This window comes from Ruegeria meonggei (assembly GCF_900172215.1).
In the GTDB taxonomy this organism is placed as follows: Bacteria; Pseudomonadota; Alphaproteobacteria; order Rhodobacterales; family Rhodobacteraceae; genus Ruegeria; species Ruegeria meonggei.
Genome location: NZ_FWFP01000012.1, coordinates 123,605 through 147,227 on the forward strand (window position 1 = coordinate 123,605; position 23,623 = coordinate 147,227).

23 protein-coding genes and 1 tRNA gene are annotated in these 23,623 nt (G+C 56.9%); 11 read left to right on the top strand and 13 right to left on the bottom strand.

Going from position 1 to position 23,623, the window contains the following annotated elements:
• Window positions 1-148: 148 nt before the first annotated feature.
• The 4 genes from RUM8411_RS18315 to RUM8411_RS18330 are packed head-to-tail and all read right to left on the bottom strand — an operon-like array spanning window position 149 to window position 3,286.
• Entirely contained in the window at window positions 149-1,195 is a 1,047-nt protein-coding gene (locus RUM8411_RS18315) for an ATP-binding protein (RefSeq protein WP_085824161.1), read from the bottom strand.
• 32 nt (window positions 1,196-1,227) lie between these two features.
• Window positions 1,228-1,752 (bottom strand): gamma carbonic anhydrase family protein, encoded by a 525-nt coding sequence (locus RUM8411_RS18320; protein WP_085824162.1) that lies wholly within the window; start codon window positions 1,750-1,752, stop codon window positions 1,228-1,230.
• Window positions 1,749-2,390 carry a guanylate kinase gene (gene gmk / locus RUM8411_RS18325; protein WP_085824201.1) on the bottom strand — a complete coding sequence of 214 codons (642 nt, stop codon included), beginning with the start codon at window positions 2,388-2,390 and terminating at the stop codon, window positions 1,749-1,751. Before gmk ends, RUM8411_RS18320 begins: the two co-directional genes overlap by 4 nt.
• Before the next feature lie 17 nt (window positions 2,391-2,407).
• Window positions 2,408-3,286: a YicC/YloC family endoribonuclease gene (locus RUM8411_RS18330; RefSeq protein ID WP_234995290.1), complete on the bottom strand. Its 879-nt coding sequence runs from the start codon at window positions 3,284-3,286 to the stop codon at window positions 2,408-2,410.
• 256 nt (window positions 3,287-3,542) lie between these two features.
• Here RUM8411_RS18330 and RUM8411_RS18335 point away from each other — a divergent pair, with 256 nt between their 5' ends.
• A complete protein-coding gene (locus RUM8411_RS18335; protein WP_085824203.1) occupies window positions 3,543-4,217 on the top strand; it encodes a PAS domain-containing protein in 675 nt (224 codons plus the stop codon).
• Between the two features lie 56 nt (window positions 4,218-4,273).
• Here the strand turns inward: RUM8411_RS18335 and RUM8411_RS18340 are convergent, their stop codons facing one another.
• The gene (locus RUM8411_RS18340; protein ID WP_085824163.1) at window positions 4,274-5,644 is read right to left on the bottom strand and encodes a class II 3-deoxy-7-phosphoheptulonate synthase; all 1,371 of its coding nucleotides are present in this window, start codon (window positions 5,642-5,644) and stop codon (window positions 4,274-4,276) included.
• A gap of 169 nt (window positions 5,645-5,813) precedes the next feature.
• Here RUM8411_RS18340 and RUM8411_RS18345 point away from each other — a divergent pair, with 169 nt between their 5' ends.
• The gene (locus tag RUM8411_RS18345) at window positions 5,814-6,818 is read left to right on the top strand and encodes a GlxA family transcriptional regulator (protein ID WP_085824164.1); all 1,005 of its coding nucleotides are present in this window, start codon (window positions 5,814-5,816) and stop codon (window positions 6,816-6,818) included.
• Here the strand turns inward: RUM8411_RS18345 and RUM8411_RS18350 are convergent.
• A complete protein-coding gene (locus RUM8411_RS18350; RefSeq protein ID WP_085824204.1) occupies window positions 6,815-7,912 on the bottom strand; it encodes a PQQ-dependent sugar dehydrogenase in 1,098 nt (365 codons plus the stop codon). The two genes, RUM8411_RS18345 and RUM8411_RS18350, sit on opposite strands and share 4 nt — an antisense overlap.
• 167 nt (window positions 7,913-8,079) lie before the next feature.
• Here RUM8411_RS18350 and RUM8411_RS18355 point away from each other — a divergent pair, with 167 nt between their 5' ends.
• The 7 genes from RUM8411_RS18355 to RUM8411_RS18385 all read left to right on the top strand — a co-directional run bounded on the left by RUM8411_RS18355 (window position 8,080) and on the right by RUM8411_RS18385 (window position 14,249).
• Entirely contained in the window at window positions 8,080-9,261 is a 1,182-nt protein-coding gene (locus RUM8411_RS18355) for an ABC transporter substrate-binding protein (RefSeq protein ID WP_085824165.1), read from the top strand.
• A gap of 129 nt (window positions 9,262-9,390) precedes the next feature.
• Window positions 9,391-10,179, top strand: coding sequence for an ABC transporter ATP-binding protein (locus tag RUM8411_RS18360; RefSeq protein WP_085824166.1), 789 nt, complete (start codon window positions 9,391-9,393; stop codon window positions 10,177-10,179).
• A gap of 8 nt (window positions 10,180-10,187) precedes the next feature.
• Window positions 10,188-11,018 carry an ABC transporter ATP-binding protein gene (locus tag RUM8411_RS18365; RefSeq protein WP_085824205.1) on the top strand — a complete coding sequence of 277 codons (831 nt, stop codon included), beginning with the start codon at window positions 10,188-10,190 and terminating at the stop codon, window positions 11,016-11,018.
• 4 nt (window positions 11,019-11,022) lie between these two features.
• Window positions 11,023-11,496, top strand: a complete 474-nt coding sequence (locus tag RUM8411_RS18370) for a hypothetical protein (protein ID WP_085824167.1) — start codon at window positions 11,023-11,025, stop codon at window positions 11,494-11,496.
• Complete coding sequence (locus RUM8411_RS18375; RefSeq protein ID WP_085824168.1) at window positions 11,496-12,506, top strand: branched-chain amino acid ABC transporter permease; 1,011 nt, start codon at window positions 11,496-11,498, stop codon at window positions 12,504-12,506. Before RUM8411_RS18370 ends, RUM8411_RS18375 begins: the two co-directional genes overlap by 1 nt.
• On the top strand, window positions 12,503-13,816 hold the full coding sequence (locus RUM8411_RS18380) for a branched-chain amino acid ABC transporter permease (RefSeq protein ID WP_085824169.1): 1,314 nt from the start codon (window positions 12,503-12,505) through the stop codon (window positions 13,814-13,816). The genes RUM8411_RS18375 and RUM8411_RS18380 overlap by 4 nt, the downstream gene beginning before the upstream one ends.
• 181 nt (window positions 13,817-13,997) lie before the next feature.
• The gene (locus RUM8411_RS18385; RefSeq protein WP_085824206.1) at window positions 13,998-14,249 is read left to right on the top strand and encodes a hypothetical protein; all 252 of its coding nucleotides are present in this window, start codon (window positions 13,998-14,000) and stop codon (window positions 14,247-14,249) included.
• A 41-nt stretch (window positions 14,250-14,290) separates the two neighbouring features.
• Here the strand turns inward: RUM8411_RS18385 and RUM8411_RS18390 are convergent, their stop codons facing one another.
• Window positions 14,291-15,832 (bottom strand): helicase HerA-like domain-containing protein, encoded by a 1,542-nt coding sequence (locus RUM8411_RS18390; protein WP_085824170.1) that lies wholly within the window; start codon window positions 15,830-15,832, stop codon window positions 14,291-14,293.
• Between the two features lie 462 nt (window positions 15,833-16,294).
• Between RUM8411_RS18390 and RUM8411_RS18395 the strand changes: the two genes are divergently transcribed.
• A complete protein-coding gene (locus RUM8411_RS18395) occupies window positions 16,295-16,897 on the top strand; it encodes an invasion associated locus B family protein (protein WP_085824171.1) in 603 nt (200 codons plus the stop codon).
• A 77-nt stretch (window positions 16,898-16,974) separates the two neighbouring features.
• Here the strand turns inward: RUM8411_RS18395 and RUM8411_RS18400 are convergent, their stop codons facing one another.
• The 4 genes from RUM8411_RS18400 to RUM8411_RS18415 are packed head-to-tail and all read right to left on the bottom strand — an operon-like array spanning window position 16,975 to window position 21,214.
• On the bottom strand, window positions 16,975-18,183 hold the full coding sequence (locus RUM8411_RS18400; RefSeq protein WP_085824172.1) for a beta-ketoacyl-[acyl-carrier-protein] synthase family protein: 1,209 nt from the start codon (window positions 18,181-18,183) through the stop codon (window positions 16,975-16,977).
• 9 nt (window positions 18,184-18,192) lie between these two features.
• Window positions 18,193-18,450 (bottom strand): acyl carrier protein, encoded by a 258-nt coding sequence (locus RUM8411_RS18405; protein ID WP_037306781.1) that lies wholly within the window; start codon window positions 18,448-18,450, stop codon window positions 18,193-18,195.
• A 32-nt stretch (window positions 18,451-18,482) separates the two neighbouring features.
• Window positions 18,483-19,574, bottom strand: coding sequence for a UDP-3-O-(3-hydroxymyristoyl)glucosamine N-acyltransferase (gene lpxD / locus RUM8411_RS18410; protein ID WP_085824173.1), 1,092 nt, complete (start codon window positions 19,572-19,574; stop codon window positions 18,483-18,485).
• 35 nt (window positions 19,575-19,609) lie between these two features.
• Window positions 19,610-21,214: a L,D-transpeptidase family protein gene (locus RUM8411_RS18415; protein ID WP_085824174.1), complete on the bottom strand. Its 1,605-nt coding sequence runs from the start codon at window positions 21,212-21,214 to the stop codon at window positions 19,610-19,612.
• 352 nt (window positions 21,215-21,566) lie between these two features.
• Here RUM8411_RS18415 and mepK point away from each other — a divergent pair, with 352 nt between their 5' ends.
• On the top strand, window positions 21,567-22,136 hold the full coding sequence (gene mepK / locus RUM8411_RS18420; protein ID WP_085824175.1) for a peptidoglycan L,D-endopeptidase MepK: 570 nt from the start codon (window positions 21,567-21,569) through the stop codon (window positions 22,134-22,136).
• A 121-nt stretch (window positions 22,137-22,257) separates the two neighbouring features.
• Here mepK and RUM8411_RS18425 read toward each other — a convergent pair.
• A tRNA-Arg gene (locus tag RUM8411_RS18425) sits at window positions 22,258-22,334 on the bottom strand.
• Between the two features lie 66 nt (window positions 22,335-22,400).
• Window positions 22,401-23,621, bottom strand: coding sequence for a cysteine desulfurase (locus RUM8411_RS18430; RefSeq protein WP_085824176.1), 1,221 nt, complete (start codon window positions 23,619-23,621; stop codon window positions 22,401-22,403).
• Window positions 23,622-23,623: the final 2 nt, after the last annotated feature.

Here is a 23,623-nt window from a genome sequence, read left to right on the forward strand (position 1 = left end):
ACTAAGAGGCAGGCGTAAGTGTTTTGTGACAGGTGTGTAACAGCTTTATGACACTGTCCGATAAAATGGACTGTTCCTACGCAAAGCAGCCATGCGACTATTACATAGGATGTGGTGCCGTACCTTGGTGACCCGGGAGTTTTTACGTCTATCGAGGCAGAATAACTGTAAAAACAGCGCCTTTGCCCAATTCGCTTTCCACCCGCAGGCGTCCGCGGTGACGATTGATAATGTGTTTCACAATCGCAAGCCCCAGACCGGTTCCGCCCAGCTCTCGGGACCTGTGACTGTCGGCGCGATAGAACCGCTCGGTCAGCCGGGGCAAGTGAGTCGCATCAATGCCCGGACCTTTATCGATGATCTGTACCCGAACGGCGGGTCCACGCATCGCCGTATCCCGATCAGAGGACAATACGCGCACTTCGACACTACCGCCGCTGCCCCCGTATTTGATCGCGTTTTCGATCAGGTTGGTGAACACCTGACGCAACTGATCGCTGTCACCGGTCAAAGACACCGGGCCATCAGGGGCGTTCAGTGTCAGCACCACGCTGGACGCCTCGGCCAGCGGCCGCAGATTGTTCAACGTGGATTGCAACAGCGCCGTCAGTTCAAGCTGTTCCCGGGGGCGGATGCGTTCCTCGCTTTCGACCCGGTTCAGGGACAGCAAATCCCCAACAAGCCGATTCATGCGGTTTGCTTCATCCATCATGATCTGAAGAAACCGCTCGCGGGCAGAGACGTCATCACGGGCAGGTCCGCGCAGCGTTTCGATAAATCCCATCAGAGCAGTCAGCGGCGTGCGTAGCTCGTGGCTGACATTGGCCACAAAGTCGCGCCGCATCTGACTGGCATGTTCCAGATGGGTAACGTCCTGAAACACCACCAGGACCGCACCACCGGACACAGCGCCCACCCCGTTCATATACCGGCATTCAACTTCGAACGTTGTGTCCTGTGCGCCATCGTTGGACAGGTGCCGAGTTCTTGCCGGGCCTTTGGTGCGCAGGCTTTGCTCCATCGCTTCGATCACCTGCGGCTGCCTGAGGATCGTTGCAAAATGGCGGCCGGTGATGTTTTGGCCCAGCAAGGTTCTGGCGTCCGTGTTGGCGGCGATGATCCGCTCTGTCTGATCCACCATAAGAGTCGGCATCGGAACAGCCGATACAACTTCGGCGAGCAGTTCGTTTGACATGAGCTAATTCTCGTGTGGTTTCGCAGATCGCCTTACTGGACGGGCTTCATCGTGTCGCGGAACTTGCGCATGTTGTCCTGGTAGTGCAGCGCACTGAATGTGATTTTTTGGGCGGCGGCCTCGCCCAATTGTCGGACAACCTTGCCAGGTGCGCCCATGACCAGAGAATTGTCTGGGATCTCTTTGCCCTCAGTGATCAGAGCCCCTGCCCCAATCAGGCAGTTTTTCCCGATCTTCGCGCCATTCAGAACGATGGCCCCCATCCCGATCAGGGTGTTGTCGCCAATTGTGCACCCGTGCAGCATGACCTTGTGTCCGATGGTGCAGTTCTTGCCGATGGTCAGCGGGAAACCGGCGTCGATATGCATGACACAGTTCTCCTGAACATTACTGCCCTCACCAATCCGGATTTCTTCGTGATCGGCGCGGATGGTGCAGCCAAACCAGACCGAAGCCCCCTGCTCCAGCACCACTTTGCCGATTAGATTGGCGTCCGGTGCGACCCATGTGTCGTCGTGGAGTTGCGGCGCGTGATCACCCAAGGCGTATATGGTCATGCCAATCTCTCAAATTCGTTTTGCAATGTCCGTACGTGATCTTGCAATCTTGGTTGCTGAATGCGGCGCATACGCTCGGCACTGACGATGGTTTTCAGCTTGTCTTCGGTTTCATCCAGATCGTCATTGACCAGCACATAGTCATAGTAGCCCCAGTGGCTGATCTCGTCCCAACTTTTCAGCATCCGCTTCGATATTACGTCTTCACTGTCCTGCCCCCGGCCTTCCAGCCTGCGGCGCAGTTCGGGGATCGACGGAGGCAGGATAAAGATCGACAGCGCATGTTTGCCCAGATCCGAGTTCCTGATCTGCACTTCACCCTGCCAGTCCACATCAAACAACACATCCATGCCCGCATTGATTGACTCGCGGACCGGACCAGCAGGAGAGCCGTAGAAATTGCCAAACACGTGGGCGTGTTCCAGCATTTGACCTTCGGACACCTGCTGTCTGAATTCATCTTCGCCAAGGAAGTAATACTCGCGCCCATGCTCTTCACCCGGTCGCGGCGCGCGGGTGGTGGCTGAAATCGAGAACTTCAGCCCACTGTCCCACTTCATCAACCGTTTGGCCAAGGTCGATTTTCCAGCCCCCGAAGGTGAGGACAGAATGATTAAAAGGCCGCGTCGATCCGCCATTTGGGGCGCTCCTGTCATTACTCTATGTTCTGCACTTGCTCGCGCATCTGGTCTATTACAGCCTTCAACTCAAGCCCTACCGAGGTCAGGTCAGCGCTTTGCGCCTTCGAGCACAACGTGTTGGCCTCACGGTTGAACTCCTGCATCAGAAAATCCAATTTGCGCCCGACTGCGACGTCCTGCGACAGCAGATCACGCGCGGCAACCACATGCGCTTTCAGGCGATCAATCTCTTCGGTGATATCCGCCTTGACCGCAATCAGCGCCAGTTCCTGTGCGACGCGATCCGGATCTGCACCCTGTGCGTTGTCCATCACCCGCGCCAGATTTTCACGCAGTGCCAAAGCCGCCTTGTCTTTCCGCTGCTCGGCCAGTTCGGCAGATTGCTCGGTCAGGTCGGCAACTTGATCGAGTTGACTGTTCAGTACACTTGCCAATGCCTGGCCTTCGGTTTCTCGCATTGCAATAAATGCCGACAGAAGGTCAGGAAAGTCCCGGGTCAGCTTTGCTACAATCGGTGCGGGATCGTCTGCGTCATTTCCTGCATCCAACATACCTTTTATGGCAATCAGATCTGCCGCGCTTGACGAGGCCAGCGTGACACCACAGGCTGCGGCCATCTTTTGTGTGCGGGCCATCGCGGTCAATGCAGCAACCATTGCCGTTTCGTTCAGGACCAGATCAGGCGCGGTTTCATCCCGGTTCACCCGCAGCGACAGGGTGACATTTCCCCGGTTGAGCGCCTTGGACATCTGCCCCCGCAGCGTCGCTTCAAGCCCGGTCAGCCAGTCCGGCACACGCAGACGCATGTCCAGCCCCTTGCCGTTCACGCTGCGCAGCTCCCACGTCCAGCTATGTGGTCCCAAAGCCCCTTTGCCCGAAGCGAAACCGGTCATGGATCTGATCATTCCTGCCCTTTCATAAACAGCCCGCTGCTGCGTGCCTTCAGCACCTAAAGCCATCCCCCGGTGCAGGGCAAGTCTTTGCAGAGTTTGCCCCTGCGCGCCAGAAGTTAACCATTCATTAAAGAATTCCTCCAAAATTGAATTAACCCGTGTCAATCTGACCTTCACGGGGGCTGTTCAGTCTTGCAAAGCCCCGATATCTGGCATTTTAAGAAAATGACGGTCGATTGACTGTAGGGTGATGAAAATGAAAACCTTTTTCGGGAACGGATCCGGGTCAAACTTTGGAAAGATCGTCGGAATGGATCGTTTTGACAGTGGGCGCAGCTTGTCGCCCCTTCGCCAGGCCGAGGCGTATTGGACCGCGTTGCTGACAGGCGACGGGGTTCCAATGCGGTCGCAAATCGATCCGCGTGGGCTTGAGAACATCCTGGAGTACACCTTCATTCTGGAAAGGATCGCGCCCGGATTGGCTCGGTTCCGTCTGGCCGGAAGCCATCTGAACAATCTGGCAGGCATGGAGGTGCGCGGCATGCCTTTGACGGCATTTTTTGAACCTGACGCGCGGACGGAAATCACGGATGTCCTGGAACAAGTGTTCACCGGGCCTTCGATTGCAGAGCTTGGGTTGATATCACCGGGCAACCTTGGCCGGGCGCGCATGCAGGCGCGTATGATCCTGTTGCCGCTGAAAAGCGATCTGGGCGACGTCAGCCGCGTTCTGGGCGTCATGGTCAGTGATGGGGCAGTTGGTACAACGCCGCGGCGCTTCACCATTTCCGACCACCAGATGCGCGCGGCGTCAGACGTGCAGGCACCTCAGCCCAAGGCTCCGGAAACCGTCGACGGTTTTGCCGAAGATCAGGCCGATTTCAAACGGCCTGGATCACATCTGCGCCTTGTAGTGTCGCGCGACGATTAACCATTAATAAAGGCGGGCCAATCAGCCCGCCTTTGGATTTCTCAGTTTTGCTGACCTTAGCTGACTGCGCGTTTTTTACCGTTGCGGCGCAAGTTGGTCAGTTCTTCGGCGACCAGGAAGGCCAGCTCCAGCGATTGCGTCGCGTTCAAGCGCGGATCGCAAGCGGTGTGGTAGCGGTCCGAGAGGTCCTCTTCTGTCACGGCCCGCACGCCGCCGGTGCATTCAGTCACGTCCAGACCTGTCATCTCGAAATGCACGCCGCCGGGGATGGTGCCCTCGGCCTGATGCACGCCAAAGAAATCGCGCACCTCGCGCAGGACCGAGTCAAACGGGCGGGTTTTGTACCCCGTCGCCGACTTGATGGTATTGCCATGCATTGGGTCGCAGACCCAGGTAACCTTGGCGCCCTCTTCCTTGACAGCCTTGACCAGACGCGGCAGATGCTCGCCCGCTTTGCCCGCACCGAACCGCGCGATCAGGGTCAGGCGACCCTCTTCGTTTTCGGGGTTCAGCTTGGACATCAGAACCTTCAGGTCCTCAGCAGTTGTTGTCGGGCCACATTTCAGACCGATCGGGTTCAGTACACCACTGCAGAATTCCACATGCGCACCGTCCGGCTGACGCGTACGGTCACCGATCCAGATCATGTGACCCGAGCCTGCCAACCAGTTGCCCGAAGTGGAATCAAGCCGCGTCAGCGCCTCTTCATATTCCAGCAGCAGGCCTTCGTGGCTGGTGTAGAATTCCACGGTCGAGAATTCATGCGTCGTATCCGCCGTAATCCCGGCCGCGCCCATAAAGTCGATCGTGTCCTGAATACGGTCCGCGATTTCCGAGTATTTCTGAACGTCCTGCTCATCCGTGAAGCCCAAGGTCCAAGAATGCACCATGCTCATATCAGCAAAACCACCGGTCGAAAACGCGCGCAACAGGTTTAGCGTTGCAGCAGCCTGCGTGTAGGCCTGCAACATCTTGCCGGGATTCGGGATACGCGATTCTGGGGTGAAGGCCAGTTCGTTGATGATATCACCGCGGTAGCTGGGCAGTTCCACGCCATCAATCACTTCGGTGGGCGCGCTGCGCGGCTTGGCAAACTGTCCGGCCATCCGGCCCACTTTCACCACGGGCACCTTGGCACCATAAGTCAGCACCATTGCCATCTGCAGCATCACCTTAAAGGTGTCACGGATCGCATCCGCGCTGAATTGTTCAAAGCTTTCAGCACAATCCCCGCCCTGCAACAGGAAGGCCTCGCCGCGACCGGCGGCACCCAAATGTTGCTTCAGACGCCGCGCCTCACCAGCAAAGACCAGCGGGGGATACTGTGAAAGCTGGCCCTCGACCTTGGCCAAGGCGGCCGCGTCGGTATAGTCTGGCATCTGAACCCGTGGCTTGTTGCGCCAGTTCGTTTTTTGCCATTCGGTCATAGCTTTGATCTCCGCTGAAGTAGTCAGGTCGTCTCTATACAAAATGCAATGAAGAGTGACCATATCCGATTTGGACCTCTTGACGTGGCAAACAAGCTTTGATCATGGTGGCCGCCAAACCTGTCGCCGGACGCCACGTCACTCAGCGCCGAATCAAGGACACCTCGCCATGCAAGAGCAACGCCAAGTTGTCACTGTGGAAGACACTGCGACCAAGCCTCGTCACTACGTATTTGTCCTGTTGGACAAGTTCTCGCTGTTGTGTTTTGCATCGGCCCTGGACAGTTTGCGTATCGCGAACCGAATGGCCCACAAAGAGCTTTATTCCTGGAGCTTCGCCGGTGAAGGTGGTGAAACTATCAAATGTTCCGCCGGCACCGAGTTCAATCTGGACACAGACCTGATCGAATTACAGCGCGACGATGTTGTCCTTATCTGCGGCGGTGTCGATGTTCAGGCGGCGACGACCAAGAAAGTTTTGAACTGGGTCCGCCGCGAGGCACGCCGGGGACTGCGTATCGGCGGGCTTTGCACTGCAGCCTATACCTTGGCCAAGGCCGGTCTTTTGGACGGAAAGCGCGCGACTATTCACTGGGAAAACTCGGACAGTTTTATCGAAGAGTTTGATGAGGTCGAATTGACCAAATCGGTTTTCCAGATTGACGGAAACCGGATGACCACAGCCGGCGGCACGTCTTCTATTGACCTGATGCTGAAAATCATCGCCCAAGATTTTGGTGAAAACCTTGCCAACGCTGTCGCGGATCAGCTGATATATTCCTCGATCCGCACAGATCAGGATACTCAACGCCTGTCCACGCCGACCCGGATTGGCGTGCGTCACCCGAAGCTGAGCCAGGTTATCCTGATGATGGAAAAGAACATCGAAGAGCCGATCTCGCCTTCGGTCCTGGCAAAGGATGTCGGTATGTCGACGCGCCAATTGGAACGCCTGTTCCGGAGATATCTGAGCCGTTCTCCCAAGCGCTATTACATGGAGTTGCGCCTGCACAAGGCCCGCAACCTGCTGATGCAGACCGACATGAGCGTGATCAACGTTGCGCTGGCCTGCGGCTTTGCCAGCCCGTCGCATTTCTCAAAATGCTACCGGGCGCATTACAACACTACGCCCTATCGCGAACGAGGTGCGCAGAGTGGGCGGTTGTCGGTCTAGCTGCCCGGGGTCATGCGGTACACAACGCCCCGCCCGACCGAAATAAACCAGATCGACCCGTCGGCCGCTTCGACGATGTCGCGCACGCGGTCGGTTTCTGGGCCTTCGATCTGTTCGACTTCGCGCAGCGGTGTTCCGGCTAGCCGGGCGATGTAATCAAACTTGAGTGACCCGACAAAAATGTCGCCCGTCCACTGCGGCCAGAGCTGCCCGGAATAGACCATCAACCCCGAGGGGGCGATGGACGGGTCCCAATAGTGCTGCGGCTGCTCCAACCCCGGTTTTGCATTCCCATCGCCGATTTTCTGACCCGAGTAATGCACACCATAAGAAATGATCGGCCAGCCATAGTTCTGCCCGGGTGCAATCAGGTTGACCTCGTCCCCGCCTTTGGCGCCATGTTCCGACACCCACAGGCGTCCCTGCGCATCCAGCCCGGCACCCTGTGGGTTGCGGTGGCCATAGGTCCAGATTTCGGGGCGACTGTTGGCGTCACCGACAAAGGGGTTATCCGCCGGCACCGTCCCATCGCGATTGATCCGAATGATCGTTCCCATAAGGTTGCTGCGGTCCTGCGCGGCAGGACGGTCACCCCGATCGCCAATTGTGACAAACAACGTGCCGTCCTCGGCCTCAACCACGCGAGAGCCGAAATGACGGCCCGATGATCCGCCCGGAACCGCCTCGAACAAAACGCGCAGCTTGGTTAGACGGTGACCGTCCTTTGACAGCCGTGCAACGGCAAGTGCGGTTCCGGCGCCGTTCTTCTGGGGTTTTGAATAAGTCAGAAAGACTTCACGGCTTTGCGCAAAGTCCCGCGCAACAGTGACATCCAGCAACCCGCCCTGCCCGCGTGTTGCGACTTTGGGCACGCCTTTGACCCGGTCCGCCTGCCCATTCGCCACATACAAAAGCTCACCATCGCGTTCGGTCACCAGAAAAGTGCCATCCGGCAGAATTCCGATTGCCCAAGGTGTATCCAGCCCCTCGATCATTGGTGTCACCTGCACGGGCCCGGATGAAGTCTGCAAGACATCCGCGCTGGCCGAACCAACACCGAGGGACAAAACCAGAATCGCAACAGCTCTTATCATCTTGGTCTCCATTTTCTGGATGTTCGCCGGTGAACGGCACGACAAACCCATAGAAACAAATAGGATTGTTGGCGGTAAAAACACAATTTCGTTAGGACTTTTCTTTTTCAGACAGCTTGCCTAGGGTCGAGCCCAGAACGAAAACGTTCCAATATGGGAGTAACCTAATGAAAAAGCTGCTTACAGCAACTGCAGCAACCGCCCTGCTGGCGGGCACCGCGATGGCCGAAGATGTCAAGCTGGGGGTCCTTTTCGGATTTACCGGACCAATTGAATCGCTGGCACCTGCTATGGGTTCCGGCGCGGAAATGGCGATGGCCGAAGTCACCGAATCTGGCAAGCTGCTGGATGGCACATCCGTTGTTGGGATGCGCGCCGACACAGGCTGCATCGACAACGGTCTGTCGACCTCAAACGGAGAACGCATGATCGCGGACGGCGTTTCGGGTATCATCGGTGGCGATTGCTCGGGCGTGACCGGTGCGATCCTGCAGAACGTCGCCATTCCAAACGGCATGGTGATGATTTCACCCTCGGCAACCTCACCGGGCCTGTCGACCATGGAAGACAACGGTTTGTTCTTCCGCACCGCCCCGTCGGATGCGCGTGAAGGTCAAGTGATGGCAGACATCCTGAACGACCGTGGCATCAGCTCGATCGCTCTGACCTACACCAACAACGACTACGGCAAGGGCCTTGCGGATGCGATCCAGTCGTCGTTTGAAGCCGCAGGTGGCGAAGTGACCATCGTCGCAGCCCACGAAGACGGCAAAGCCGATTACTCGGCCGAAGTTGGTGCTCTGGCCTCGGCCGGTGGCGACATTCTGGTCGTCGCGGGTTATCTGGACCAGGGCGGTCTGGGCATCATTCAGTCGTCGCTGGACAGCGGTGCGTTTGACACGTTCGGCCTGCCGGGTGGCATGATCGGCGACTCGCTGCCTGCGAACGTTGGTGCTGACCTGAACGGGTCGTTTGGCCAGATCGCCGGTTCCGGCGGTGAAGGTGCTGAAAAGTACTTTGCTATGGCCGAAGCCGCGGGCTTTGATGGCTCGTCACCCTATTCGCCTGAATCCTACGACGCTGCTGCGCTGTTCATGTTGGCGATGCAGGCCGCTGGGTCGACCAACCCTGCCGACTATGGCGCCAAAATCCTGGACGTCGCCAACGAACCTGGCGAGAAAATCTATCCGGGTGAACTGGCCAAAGGTCTGGAATTGCTGGCTGCAGGTCAGGACATCGACTATGTCGGCGCGTCCGGCGTGGAATTGATTGGCCCCGGTGAAAGCGCCGGATCCTACCGCGAGATCGAAGTGACCGACGGCGAGAACAAGACCGTCAACTTCCGTTGATCCAGCAATAAAAGTCATAATACCAAGCAGCCCGGGCCTTGTGTCCGGGCTGTTTCAATGACAAAAGGCCGCACCTCTTTGCAGGGGATGGGCAAACAAGAACGCCGAACAGGGCGGCTAGGGGAATAGATGATCGTCGTCGAGGACGTGCATAAGCATTTCGGCGGTTTTCATGCGGTGGACGGGGCATCGCTTGAAATCCAAATGGGCTCGATCACCGGCCTGATCGGGCCGAACGGGGCCGGAAAAACCACACTGTTCAACGTGATTGCGGGCGTTCTGCCACCAACCAGCGGCAGGGTGTTCATGGATGGTGAGGACATCACCGGCCTGCCACCGCATGATCTGTTTCACAAAGGCTTGTTGCGGACCTTCCAGATCGCGCATGAGTTTTCGTCGATGAGCTGCCGCGAGAACCTGATGTTGGTGCCCGGCGCGCAATCGGGTGAATCGCTGTGGAACACCTGGTTCGGGCGCAAGCGCATCGCAGATGAAGAGCGCGCCCTGGCGGCCCGCGCCGATGAGGTGCTGGAATTTCTGACCATTGAACACCTCGCCGATCACAAGGCCGGTCAGGTCTCGGGTGGGCAGAAGAAACTGCTGGAGCTTGGACGCACCATGATGGTCGACGCCAAGATCGTGTTTCTGGACGAAGTCGGCGCCGGTGTGAACCGCACCCTGCTGATGACCATCGCCGACACCATTCTGCGTCTGAACAAGGAACGCGGCTATACCTTTGTGGTCATCGAGCACGACATGGATTTCATCGGCAAAATCTGCGACCCGGTCATCTGTATGGCCGAAGGCAAGGTTCTCGCCGAGGGAACTTTGGACGAGATCAAGGCCAATGAACACGTGATCGAAGCCTATCTGGGCACCGGCCTGAAGAACAAAGACAAGCTGGAGGCCCAAACATGACCGCTGGCATGAGTGACAATCCCTACCAGGACGATAAGGGCAACAAGGATGCCTCGATCACCAACACGGCGGGCATTGGGACAATGACGCCGGCCCACCGTAAAAGCGGTGAAACGCATTCGGTCAAAGGTGGTCCGTTTCTGATTGGCGACACGATGACGGGCGGTTACGGCAAAGGGCCGGACATCCTGCACGATTGCACCATCGCCGTCGACAAAGGTGAGATCGCGGTGATCGTCGGCCCCAATGGTGCTGGTAAATCCACTGCCATGAAGGCCGTGTTCGGCATGCTGGACGTGCGCGCAGGCGCGGTGCGGCTGGATGGTGAGGATATCACCACCCTCACTCCACAGGACCGGGTGATCCGGGGCATGGGCTTTGTTCCGCAAACGCAGAACATCTTCACTTCAATGACGGTCGAAGAGAACCTCGAAATGGGCGCGTTCATCCGCCGTGACGATATCTCGGACACGATGGAGCAGGTCTATGACCTGTTCCCCATCCTGCGTGACAAACGCGACCAGGCGGCCGGAGAACTGTCGGGCGGTCAGCGCCAGCAGGTCGCCGTGGGTCGTGCACTGATGACCCAGCCCAAAGTGTTGATGCTGGACGAACCAACTGCCGGTGTCTCGCCCATCGTGATGGATGAGTTGTTTGACCGGATCATCGAGGTTTCCCGCACCGGGTTGCCGATCCTGATGGTTGAGCAGAACGCTCGTCAGGCGTTAGAGATCGCCGACAAGGGATATGTGCTGGTTCAGGGGCGGAATGCCTATACCGGCACGGGCAAGGAACTGCTGGCCGATCCAGAGGTTCGTAAGAGTTTCTTGGGGGGATAAGTTGATGAAAAAAGCTCCTTCTCTTAAGTACTTGGTGCCGTACCTACTTACTTTACTTCTGGTTTTTGAAACTCCAGCACTCGCCGCAGAACAAGAATTATCCAGCGCAGCGACCGAAATTCTTGCCCAAGGTGGAAACGTGCTCAGGTGTTCGATAACTGAGGCATGTAAAAGAGGAAGGTGTGCCAATACCGAGAAACTGGTCGAAATCGCGCTCAGCGATATTAACGGTAACGCTGGTGCGGACGACGGATCAGCGTACTTGGTGCAAAAAGGTAGCTGGATCGAAGCTACAAAGCAAAGTGATGCAACAGGTACTAAAATTGGCAATCAAATCACGATCATCTTGCCGGGGTTCGGCGACTCAGTTGCGATGGCATCGATTGATTTGACTTCAAATGAAATTGCGTACTCTGAGCATTTGTCAGCTACATTTGGTGTATCCAACCACTACGGTTCATGCGAGGCGGTAAACTAATGGACTTCCTCAACGCCCTTGTGGCGCTCTCCAACTTCGTTCTTGTTCCCGCAATCGCCTATGGCAGCCAGTTGGCGCTGGGTGCTCTGGGGGTGACGCTGATCTATGGCATCCTGCGGTTCTCGAACTTTGCCCATGGCGATACGATGGCCTTTGGCGCGATGATCGCGGTGCTGGTCACCTGGGGCCTACAGGCCGCCGGGGTCAGTTTCGGGCCACTGCCGACCGCCCTGCTTGCCCTGCCCTTTGCCATCCTCGGCTGTATCGTTCTGGTGCTGGTCACCGACCGAATGGTCTATCGGTTCTACCGCGAACAAAAGGCCAAGCCGGTCATTCTAGTGATTGTCTCGATGGGCGTGATGTTCATCATGAACGGGCTGGTGCGGTTCATCATTGGACCAGACGACCAGAGGTTCTCGGACGGGGCGCGGTTCCTGATCCGGGCCCGCGATTTCAAGGAATGGACCGGTCTGAGCGAGGGGTTGGCAATCCGCACCTCGCAAGTGATCACCGTGGTAGTTGCGGTGGCCGCTGTGGCGGCACTGTTCTGGTTCCTCAACAAGACGCGCACCGGCAAGTCGATGCGCGCCTATTCCGATAACGAGGATCTGGCCCTGCTGTCGGGCATTAACCCGGAACGCGTGGTGATGATCACATGGATTCTCGTCGCCGCCCTCGCGACCACGGCAGGCGTGCTGTATGGGCTGGACAAAAGCTTTAAGCCTTTTGTGTATTTCCAGCTGTTGCTGCCGATTTTCGCCTCGGCCATCGTCGGCGGCCTCGGCAACCCGCTGGGGGCCATCGCGGGCGGGTTCATCATCGCGTTCTCCGAGGTCACGATCACCTATGCCTGGAAGAAAGTGCTGACCTATCTGGCACCCGAAAACCTTGAGCCATCGGGATTGGTGCAATTCCTATCCACCGACTACAAATTCGCGGTCAGTTTCGTGATCCTGCTGATCGTGTTGCTGTTCAAACCGACGGGTCTGTTTAAGGGGAACGCGGTATGACCGAAACTGTCAAAAACACGCTGCTTTTCGTTGTTGTCGGCTGTCTGATCCTTTTGTCGGGTTTCACGCAAAGCTGGAACGCCGCGATCCTGATCCTGAATATGGGGCTGATATCTGCCATCATGGCCATCGGGGTGAACCTGCAATGGGGCTTTGCCGGCCTGTTCAATGTGGGCGTCATGGGCTTTGTCGCACTGGGCGGGCTGGCCGTCGTGCTGGTCTCGACGCCTCCAACAGACGGGGCATGGTCCGCTGGCGGATACGGCATTGTTCTGGCCTTGCTACTTGGGGCCGCAACCGTTGTAGCCGCCGTTTTGGTAGTACAGAAAATGCCCAGAGGTCGGGTACAGACCTTGGTCATCATCGCCATCCTGATCGCGGGTTTCTTTATCTATCGCGCGGTGTTTGATCCCAACGCCGCCGCGGTTGAGGCCATCGACCCGGCGGTTGCAGGCAATCTGGGTGGTCTGAACCTACCCGTGTTGCTGGCCTGGCCCGCGGGTGGTCTTTTGGCCGCGGGCGCGGCGTGGCTGATCGGCAAGACAGCGCTGGGTCTGCGTTCGGACTATCTTGCGATTGCGACACTTGGCATTGCCGAGATCATCATCGCCGTTATGAAAAACGAAGATTGGTTGGCCCGAGGCGTCAAGAATGTCTATGGCATTCCGCGCCCCGCACCTGTTGTGGGCTACGAGGTCGAGCTGCAGAACGATCCGAGTTTTATCGCCCGTGCCGACTGGCTTGGGCTCGATCTTGTCACGGCCTCGACCCTGTCAGTCAAACTTGGGTACTCGCTGCTGTTTCTGATCGTGCTGCTGGTTTTGCTTTGGATGGCCCAGATGGCGCTGCGCAGCCCGTGGGGTCGCATGATGCGCGCCATCCGGGACAACGAAGTGGCGGCCGAGGCCATGGGCAAGGACGTCACCCGCCGCCATTTGCAGATCTTTGTGCTGGGCTCAGCCGTCTGCGGGATCGCCGGGGCGATGATGACCACGTTGGATGGTCAGCTAACTCCCGGCGCATATCAGCCATTGCGCTTTACCTTTCTTGTGTGGGTGATGGTGATTGTTGGCGGTTCGGGCAACAATTTCGGTTCGGTGCTGGGAGCGTTCCTAATTTGGTTCCTGTGGGTTCAGGTTGAACCAATCGGCCAGTGGCTGATGAACCTGATCACCGTGGGTATGCCCGATGGCAGCGCGCTAAAGGCCCATCTGATCGAAAGTGCAGCGCATATGCGGCTGTTCACCATGGGGCTGATTTTGCTGATTGTTCTCAGATTCAGCCCAAGAGGACTGATACCCGAAAAATAAATCCCTCAGCCCTACAAATACTTGAAACGCGTCGAGAACTCGGCGCGTTTTCTTGATTTTAAACATTTTTCTGAATAAACGAGCTCAATACCTTGTTTAAGCAAGTGTCGGCACTCACTCACACCGAAAAGCCGATCTTTGACGATCACCAATGTTAACAAACAAGAAAAGAACGCGCCCTATGAAATCCACAACAGTCAAATTGGTCCTGACTCTGCCGGTTTTGGCGGTTTTGACCGCATGTATTCCCTCGCCCGAAGATTTGGAAACCACTCCGGTCAAAGTTCAAACCCCAAAGGGTGAGGTAACCTGTCAGCTCTATCGTCAGGACCGCGTGACCTGGGATCGCGCCATCAATTACCCGGCCACTAAAATGACGGTACCCGAGGCTGACGCCTATTGTCGTCAGGAAGGCCAGCGGCGCCTGAAGTAATGTCCTGGCGCCGAACGCTCTTGGTGTCCGGCGCCTGACACCTATCTGGCCTTAAACAACCCACCCAGAATACCGCGCACGATACGCCGGCCTGTGGTGCCTTTCAGTTCTTTGATGACGGCCTGACTCATCGCGCTGGCGAATGTGTCCTTCTGGCGCGTGACCCGGGATGATGACCGCCCAACCCTGCTGCCAGAGAACCGCCGGGCCGTGGCAAATTCGCGTTCGGCCACGGATTGCGTTTCCTCTTGTGCCTCGGCCTTTTCGGCCGCTTGCGCCGCCGCATCCGCCCGGGCCTGCAAGATTTCAAAGGCGGACTTTCGGTCCTTAAGAGTATTGTATTTCGCTGTCATCGGAGAGGCATCCATCACGGCCTGACGGTCCGCGGCTGCAATCGGTCCAAGCTGAGAACCCGGAGGGCGGATCAGCGTGCGCTCAACAATGCCCGGCACACCTTTTTTCTGCAGCATGGATGTAACCGCCTCGCCCACACCAACTTCGCGAATGGCGGCTTCGGTATCGAAGACAGGGTTCTCGCGGTAGGTTTCGGCTGCAAGACGCAGGTTCTTGCGATCCCGCGCGGTGAAAGCGCGCAACGCATGCTGAACCCGGTTGCCAAGCTGGCCGAGAATATCCTCGGGGATGTCAGCCGGGTTTTGCGAGACGAAATAAACCCCAACGCCTTTGGACCGGATCAGACGCGCGACTTGTTCGACCTTGTCCACCAGAACCTTCGGCGCATCTTCAAACAACAAATGCGCTTCATCGAAGAAGAAGACAAGCTTGGGTTTGTCGGGGTCGCCGACCTCTGGCAACTCTTCGAACAGTTCGCTCAGTAGCCACAGCAGGAAAGTTGCATAAAGGCGCGGTGCGCCCATCAGCTTGTCGGAAGCAAGGATATTGACCATCCCCTGCCCGTTTGCATCTGTGCGCATCAGATCGGCAAGCTCTAGCGCCGGTTCACCAAACAGATTTGTCCCACCCTGGTTTTCCAGCACCAACAAACGCCGCTGAATGGCCCCGATCGAGGCGGTCGAAACGTTGCCATAGCGCAGCGACAGTTGCGTCCGGTTCTCTCCGATCCAGACAAGAAGGGCTTGCAAGTCCTTGAGATCCAGCAGAGGCATCCCCTCTTCATCAGCAACCCGGAACGCAATGTTCAGAATACCCTCCTGCGCTTCGCTCAGGTCCATGAGGCGCGACAGCAACAAAGGGCCCATCTCGGTCACAGTTGTGCGGACGGGGTGCCCTTGCTGGCCAAACAGGTCCCAGAAGGTGACCGGGCATGCGCCATAGGAATAGTCCTGAAACCCGATTTGCGTGGCCCGGTCCTGAAAGGCTTGATGCAGCTTGTGAGTATCACTGCCCGCCTTGGCCAATCCCGACAAGTCGCCTTTTACATCCGACAGGAAAACCGGAACACCGGCCTGAGAAAACCCCTCTGCCAGAATTTGAAGGGTTACCGTTTTGCCCGTGCCTGTGGCACCGGCGATCAGCCCGTGCCGGTTGGCATATTTCAATGTTAGGGATTGAGGCTGCGCATAGTCTTCGCCCGCGCCGCCCAGAAAGATACTTTTGTCCATGAATGTAAGGCCTTGATTTCCACCGATCTGCGCCCAGCATACAAAGTTAACCTTTGACTGCGATAGTCTAATCGCTGCTTTTGCACCGAAAGGGGCAAGGCGGCAAACTTCCTCCCTGTCGACTGACCGCGCCCTCGGGCGCGGTTTTTTTTAAAAGAATGCTCAGCCTTCCATTAAAATTTCAGCTTAGCAGTTGACCGATGCGATCCCCTTTCGTAACGTCTGCGCATAAATAAGTCGGCCAGTCCGACGGGGAGAAAAATTTTGAAAGGGAGCCGCTCCACCGGCTCCCTTTCTCATTCCCTGATTTCCCAGCCTGCCCCCTCTGCCTGATGGGCTGATTTGCGTAGCGTACCAGCAATAATCCGTTCACAAGGTACGATTTGGCCCGCTTAGGACCTGACACCTTGGCCCAATGGTGCTAGACCCAGCAAAAAGATCAATCACACTGCCGAGGCATTCATGTTCAAGAACCTTCTCTCACTCAATGTTGCTGCTGCTCTGCTAATGTCCGGCGCGGTCGCGGCGCAGGAAACAACTCAGGAAGACCAGACCCAAGGCGAGGTTCCGCAAACGCAATCCGGTTCTGATTTGGACCTTGGAGAATCTGGGCCCCGCGTTGGCGAGCAATATGTTGTTGAAGAAGTCGGAGACTGGGCAATCACATGCCTCAAAACTGATACCGGCAATGATCCCTGCCTGATGCGGCAGGCTCTGACGGGCGAAGAAGGACAACCAATTGCAGAGATTTCGATAAGCAAGCTACCCGAAGGTGTTGCTGCAGTGGCCGGAGCATCGGTTATCGTGCCGCTCGAAGTTCTTGTGCAAGCCCAGTTGGCGTTGTCAATCGATGGCGCGCCAGGCAAGCGGTACGATTATCATCACTGCAATCCTGTCGGATGTGTTGCTCAACTCGGCTTTACCGAGGGCGATGTAGCAGCGATGAAAGCAGGCAGCGATGCGACATTGTCACTTGTGTCTGTGCTCGCACCAAACCAATTGTTGCAGATTGGCATTTCACTTTCCGGTTTCACTGGCGCGTTCGATAAACTGAACGGCAACTAAAACTGACGCTTCAACCGACCAAGCTTGATCGCCGCCGGTCAAATCCGGCGGTGTCTTTTATTCAAACGTTAAACTGTTCAGACTTTCTTGAGGGCAAGCACCGCGTTCAGCCCGCCAAAGGCAAACGCATTGCTTAGGGCCACATCCACCCTGGCCTCGCGGGCGTCATTGGGTACCACATCTAGCGCACATTCGGGATCGGGTTCTTCATACCCAATCGTCGGCGCAATGACGCCATCCCGCAGCGCCATGATACAGGCCAGCAATTCCACCGCGCCGGTGCCGCCGATCAGGTGACCATGCATGGATTTCGTGGATGATATCATCAGATCATCCGCATGTGGGCCGAACACATCCGCCACCGCGGCGCATTCGGTTTTATCATTTGCCGCCGTGCCAGTCCCATGGGCATTGATATAGCCGACCTGATCCGCGTTCAGCTTCGCATCCGCCAGAGCCCCCGACATCGCCCGCGCCGCGCCCTGCTTGCTGGGCATAACGATATCCGACGCATCAGACGTCATCGCAAACCCGACAACCTCGCACAGGATATCCGCGCTACGGGCTTTTGCGTGGTCGTAGTCTTCGAAGACAAAAACTCCTGCGCCTTCACCTTGAACCATACCGTTACGGTTGGCGCTAAAGGGACGGCAGGCATCCTTGGACATGACGCGCAGCCCTTCCCAGGCCTTCACGCCGCCAAAGCACAACATGGATTCCGAACCACCGGTCAGCATCGCCGGAGCTGCCCCGCTGCGCACCATCTGGAAAGCCAGCGCCATCGCATGGTTGGATGAGGCGCAAGCCGTCGAGACCGTAAAGCTTGGCCCCTTGAGGTTATGTTCCATCGACACATGGCTGGCTGCAGCGTTGTTCATCAGCTTAGGCACGACAAACGGATGCACCCTGTTTTTGCCATCTTCATAGACCGAGCGGTAATTGTCGTCCCATGTCGATACACCGCCCCCCGCTGTGCCCAAAACAACGCCCGAGCGGGCTGCAATATCGCCGTGGAATTCGATGCCCGACTGATCAATCGCCTCTTTTGCGGCTGTCAGGGTGAATTGAGTAAACCGATCATACAGCGTCATCTGTTGGCGGTTAAAGCGCCCTTCGGCCTCAAACCCGCGCACCTGACCACCGATCTGGATGGCAAGCCGTTCTACGTCGCGAAACTCTAGCTGCGAAATGCCGCAACGGCCTTCACGCATGGCTTCCAAAGTATCAGGGACGGAATGGCCCAGCGAGTTGATCGTCCCCGCCCCGGTAATGACAACGCGTTTCATGGGCTGGGGTCAGACCTTTTCTGACACAAGTTTTTCAATGCCTGCAATGATCGCGGCAACGTTTGAGATGTCAAAGTCACTTGCCGTAGGTTCATTGGCGTTGAATGGAATCGAAATGTCGAATTCTTCTTCAATGGCAAAGATGCTCTCGACCAGGCCCAGACTGTCGATCCCAAGATCCTCGAGCGTACTTTCGGGCGTCACATCCGAAGGCTCCAGCACCGCCTGCTCAGCGATGATGGCGATGACGCGGTCGGTGATGCTCATGTCGATCCTCTGATTATCACGTTGAGTGTGATTTAATCGCTCGGGGGCTGTTTGGAAACAACCTTTTTCAACGCCTCGACGTCACGGGCCATCCGGGGCAACCGGCGCTGGGCTTTGTAAATTTCCGTATGAGTTTCCATTTTGACGGCAGGATATCCCATGATCACACGACCGGCAGGTACGTTTGACAGGATTTTAGAACCTCCGGCGGCAATCACGCCATCACCGATAAAGATGTTGTCGACCACGCCGGTTTGACCACCCAATACGACGTTGTTGCCAATCTCGACCGTACCGGACACACCGGTCTGACCACACAGCAGACAATCCTGTCCCACGCGTGTGTTGTGGCCCAAATGCACGAGATTATCCAGTTTTGACCCGCTTCCGATCCGGGTGTTGCGGATCGTGCCATTGTCGATCGTGCAATTGGCCCCGACTTCGACATCGTCTCCGATCTCGACCGCGCCCAAAGAGTGGATGCGCAGCCAGCTTTGCGCCTGTGCGTCCCCCTGATCCCCCAGAGTTTTCCGCGCGTTTTCTGCACCTGAGACTTCGGGCGTGACATAGCTAAACCCGTCCCCTCCGATGCGGGCGCCGGGTTGCGCCACAAAGCGGTCGCCGATCCGGGCGCGGGCACCGATGCTGACCATCTCGCGCAGCAGCGCGTTTGCTCCCAGAACCACATCCATCCCGATCACACAATGTGCACCGATCACGGAGCCTTTGCCTATACGGGCCCCTGGCCCGACCACGGTCAGCGGCCCAATTGAGACATCATCTGCCAGGTCAGCGGTCGGATCAATCACGGCTGAAGGGTGAACACCAGGTGCAACACCCTGCCCGTGGTCCAGCATGCTGGTTATCCCCGCCATGGCCATGCGCGGGCGGGACACAAAGATCGCCGCCTCAAGACCCAGCGCCTGCCAGTCCGCCCCGTCCCACAACACTGCGGCCCGCGCAGAGCCGCCGCTCAGCGCTTCGGCGTATTTAGGTGACATGGCCATCGCCAGATCCGTCGGACCAGCATCAGCAGGCTCTGCGGCGCGGTGGATAACCAGACTGGTATCGCCCTGGCATTCCGATCCCAGAGCGTCGGCAATTTGCTGAATGGTGTACTGCATCTTGGGCTTCCCGGATTGAGGACCTGCCCCGGTGATTACCCCTGAACGTCCGGCAGGGCTACCCCCGCTTTTTGCAGAGCATCCCAGATTTTGCGATCCCGGTCATAGACATCCCGGCGATACTGAACCTCGCCTTTGGGGCCGATATAGGCCGTACGATAGATCAGGTGAACCGGAACATGCTGATCCAACTGAACAGTGGTTTCCCTGCCCGATGCCAGCACGCGGTGGAAAAACGCCTTGGGGTCTTCTTCTTGTTTGGCCAGCAATGCATAGGCAAACTCGAACGGTTGCGCCAGTCGGATACACCCATGTGAAAACGCCCTGACCTCACGCGCGAACAGGCTTTTCTGAGGCGTATCATGCAGATAGATGTTGTACTTGTTGGGGAACATGAACTTCACCAGCCCCAGCGCATTGCTTTTGCTAGGCGGCTGCCGCATTGCGAACGGAAAGTTCCGAGCGGTGAATTGCGTAAAGTCCACCGCACCTCGATTGACCTGCCGACCGCTGCGATCCGTGATCTGGATATGTCCAACCGCGTTGGGGTTCGATTGCAGTTTGGGCAGGTATTCCTTGGTGATAATCGAGCGCGGCACATACCAACTTGGGTTGATCACCATATGCTCCATCTCATCCGAGAATTCAGGGCTACGGCGATCATGGATGTTTTTGCCGATAACGGCGCGTGTTTCAAAGGTGACCAGCCCATCATCGACAATCTTGGCCGAAAAATCGGCCTGGTTGACCAGAATATGCCGCTCTCCCCGCTCTCGCGGAAGCCAGCGTTCGCGTTCCAAGGCGACGTAGACGGCCTTAAGTCGATCTGAGGCGCTGCGGTTTACCTCGCTGAGCGTGCCCTGACCGGCAACCCCATCCGCCGCAAGGCCATGATCCCCTTGAAAGGCCTGAACCGCTGCCAGCAAGGCATCGTCGAACTCTGGACTGGCTGTTGGCCTGAGGTATCCCAATGAAACCAGACGGTTACGCAGCTTGATGACATTCGGTCCAGTGTCGCCGTATTCCAGTTTAGCCACCGGGACAGTCGCACCCCAACCGCCCTGCTGCACCAGATGCTCCAGGGCAATCTTTTGCTTCATCAGTGCTTTGTATTGGTACGTCTGCGGCGCCAATTCATCAAAGTACTGCCCGTTTTCTACGGAAATCACCCCGTGAAGATGATCCTTGGCCGGTTTACGCTCGACCTTGCGCACCAAACCGTCGTCGATGTCACGCGGACGCAGTGCGCCGGATTGAAGGTTACGGGCGTATTCGACAAAGGCGCGCGTCAGCTCGATTTCAACGGCCCCCAAGTCCCGCGTTGAACGCGCATTCTCCATCTGATCCACAAGAGTCTGCACGCTGAACGCCCCCTCGGGCAACCCGTGCAAATGCGATGCAGACAAGGCTTTGATCAATCTGGCCCGGCGTACGGCATGTTCCGGCGTATCGCCGACCCAAACCGGAGAAAATCCGTTTGTTCGGTAAAATTCCGCTATTCCCGAACCGGACGGAGCGAATTCTGCGACGGCCATCTGGAACGCGGTTGCAGGCCGACTATCCGGGCTTGCAACAGCCGCTGAAGCCAGAAAACAGGCGGTGAGAAATGTACTGGTACGCGTCCGAATAACAGAGAGCATGGGATGGCCTTGGTTAATCAATATCTTAGGTCGCAAGGATTGCGTCGATAACTATTGTTGCGCGCGGTACATCTTGTCTATTCACAAATACATCAGTTCAATGCATCTATCCGCGCGTGATGCTTGTTTGCATCGGCTGAAAAATGCCGGGCGCTAATTGCCCCCAGATTATACAAAATTGCATCACCTGCGCAAAATTCTGCCGAAAATTCCCCCTTGAAAAGGTGAATTTGAAAGACTTCTTGGCTGGCTTTCGCGACTGTGTCATAAAATCCGCATCTGGGATGGGAAAAAATTAAGATCGCGCACGTAACATCGTGTGCAGGCAGGAACAGTACGGGACGAAACTGAAATGACTAAGAGCAGTACCTCGGGCTTGACCCGGCGTGCCCTATTGGGTGCATTTGCAGCTACAGCAGTCGTGGCGGCACCAACCTATTCCCATGCAGCAGGATTCCTTCGTGGCGGCGGTGATATCCGTCGAATTCGCATGTATTCCGGTCGCACAGGCGAACGTATCGATATGATTTATTGGGTCGATGGTAAATACATCAAGGATGCTGTCAAAGAAGTGAACCACTTCATGCGCGATTGGCGCACCGACCAGGTCAAGGACATGGACCTGCGCACCATCGATATCATGGCCGCTTCGCACAACATGCTGGATGTCAACGAACCCTACATGCTGTTGTCCGGCTATCGCTCTCCTCAGACCAACGCCATGCTGCGCTCGCGCTCGCGCCGGGTTGCCAAGAACTCTCTGCATATGCAGGGGCAAGCGGCTGATCTTCGCCTGTCATCGCGATCAGTTTCACAGATGGCGCGCGCTGCCATGTCCTGTCACGCAGGCGGAGTGGGCAAATATTCCCGTTCGAACTTTGTGCATATGGATTGCGGCGTCGTCCGGGCCTGGGGAGGTTAACAGCCCTTTCACAAGTCCGACCAACGATGAGCGCCACTTGGCGCTCTTTGTTTTTCTGCAGCACGAAAAGCTTACTCGCACAGCGCGACGCGGTTCGATCTGTTTTGATACCAGAGAGTTATGGCGCACCTGAGAGGATTCGAACCTCTGGCCTCTGCCTTCGGAGGGCAGCGCTCTATCCAGCTGAGCTACAGGTGCCTTGGCCGTTAGCTATCCTTGTTCCCGCCCGGGCGCAACTGGAAATCTGCCCGGTTTCAGCAGGTTTCACGCGAACAAATCATGCGCCAGTTCAAGCGCGTCGATCAAAGTGTCGACCTCTTCTTTTGTGTTGTACAGGCCAAAGCTGGCACGGCAGGTTGCGGTCACTCCGTAGAAATCCATCAGAGGTCCGGCACAGTGGTGACCGGCACGAACAGCCACGCCCTTTTTGTCCAGAATTGTCGACACGTCATGCGCGTGCCCTGCCCCATCCAGCGTAAAGCTGAAAATGGCGGCCTTGTCGGGTCGTGTTCCCTGAACTTGAACCCAGTTCAGACCGGTCAGCTTTTGCATGGCGTAGTCGCGTATCCCGGCCTCATGTGCGGCGATGTTCTCCATCCCCAGGTCCATCATATACTCCAGCGCCACGCCTAGACCGATAGTCTGCACGATGCCCGGGGTGCCGGCCTCGAACTTCATGGGCGGGTCGTTGTAGATCACCTGATCCTTGCTGACCTCTTTGATCATGTCTCCGCCACCGATAAAAGGGCGCATCTCGGCCATGCGATCGGATTTGATGTAGATCGCGCCTGATCCGGACGGACCATAGAGTTTATGGCCTGTGATCGCGTAGAAATCGCACCCAATATCCTGAACGTCCACCGGCATGTGTACTGCACCCTGACTGCCATCGACCAGCACCGGTACACCTTTGGCATGTGCGCCTTCGGTAATTGCTTTGACATCCACCACAGTGCCCAGAACGTTGGAACACTGCGTCACGGCGACAAGCTTTGTCCTGGGACCAATCGCGTCTATCACCGCCTGCGGATCCAGTCCGCCATCGGCGTCCACATCAACCCATTTCAGGACAACACCCTGCCGTTCGCGCAGAAAATGCCAGGGCACGATGTTGGCGTGGTGTTCCATGACACTGAGGACGATTTCATCGCCGGCCTTCAGTCGGGGCATGGCCCAACCATAAGCCACAAGGTTGATCCCCTCGGTCGTGCCGGAGTTCAGGACGATTTCATCCTCGTTCGATGCCCCCAGAAACCGGGCAATTGTGCCGCGCACGGATTCGTATTTCTCGGTCGCAAGATTGGACAGGAAATGCAAACCGCGATGCACATTCGAATATTCTTCGGCATAAGCACGAGTGACGGCATCAATAACGACCTGAGGTTTTTGCGCCGAGGCACCGTTGTCCAGATAGGTCAACGGCTTTCCGTTTACCTGCCTCGACAGGATCGGGAAATCCGAACGGATTTTTTGCACATCATACATAG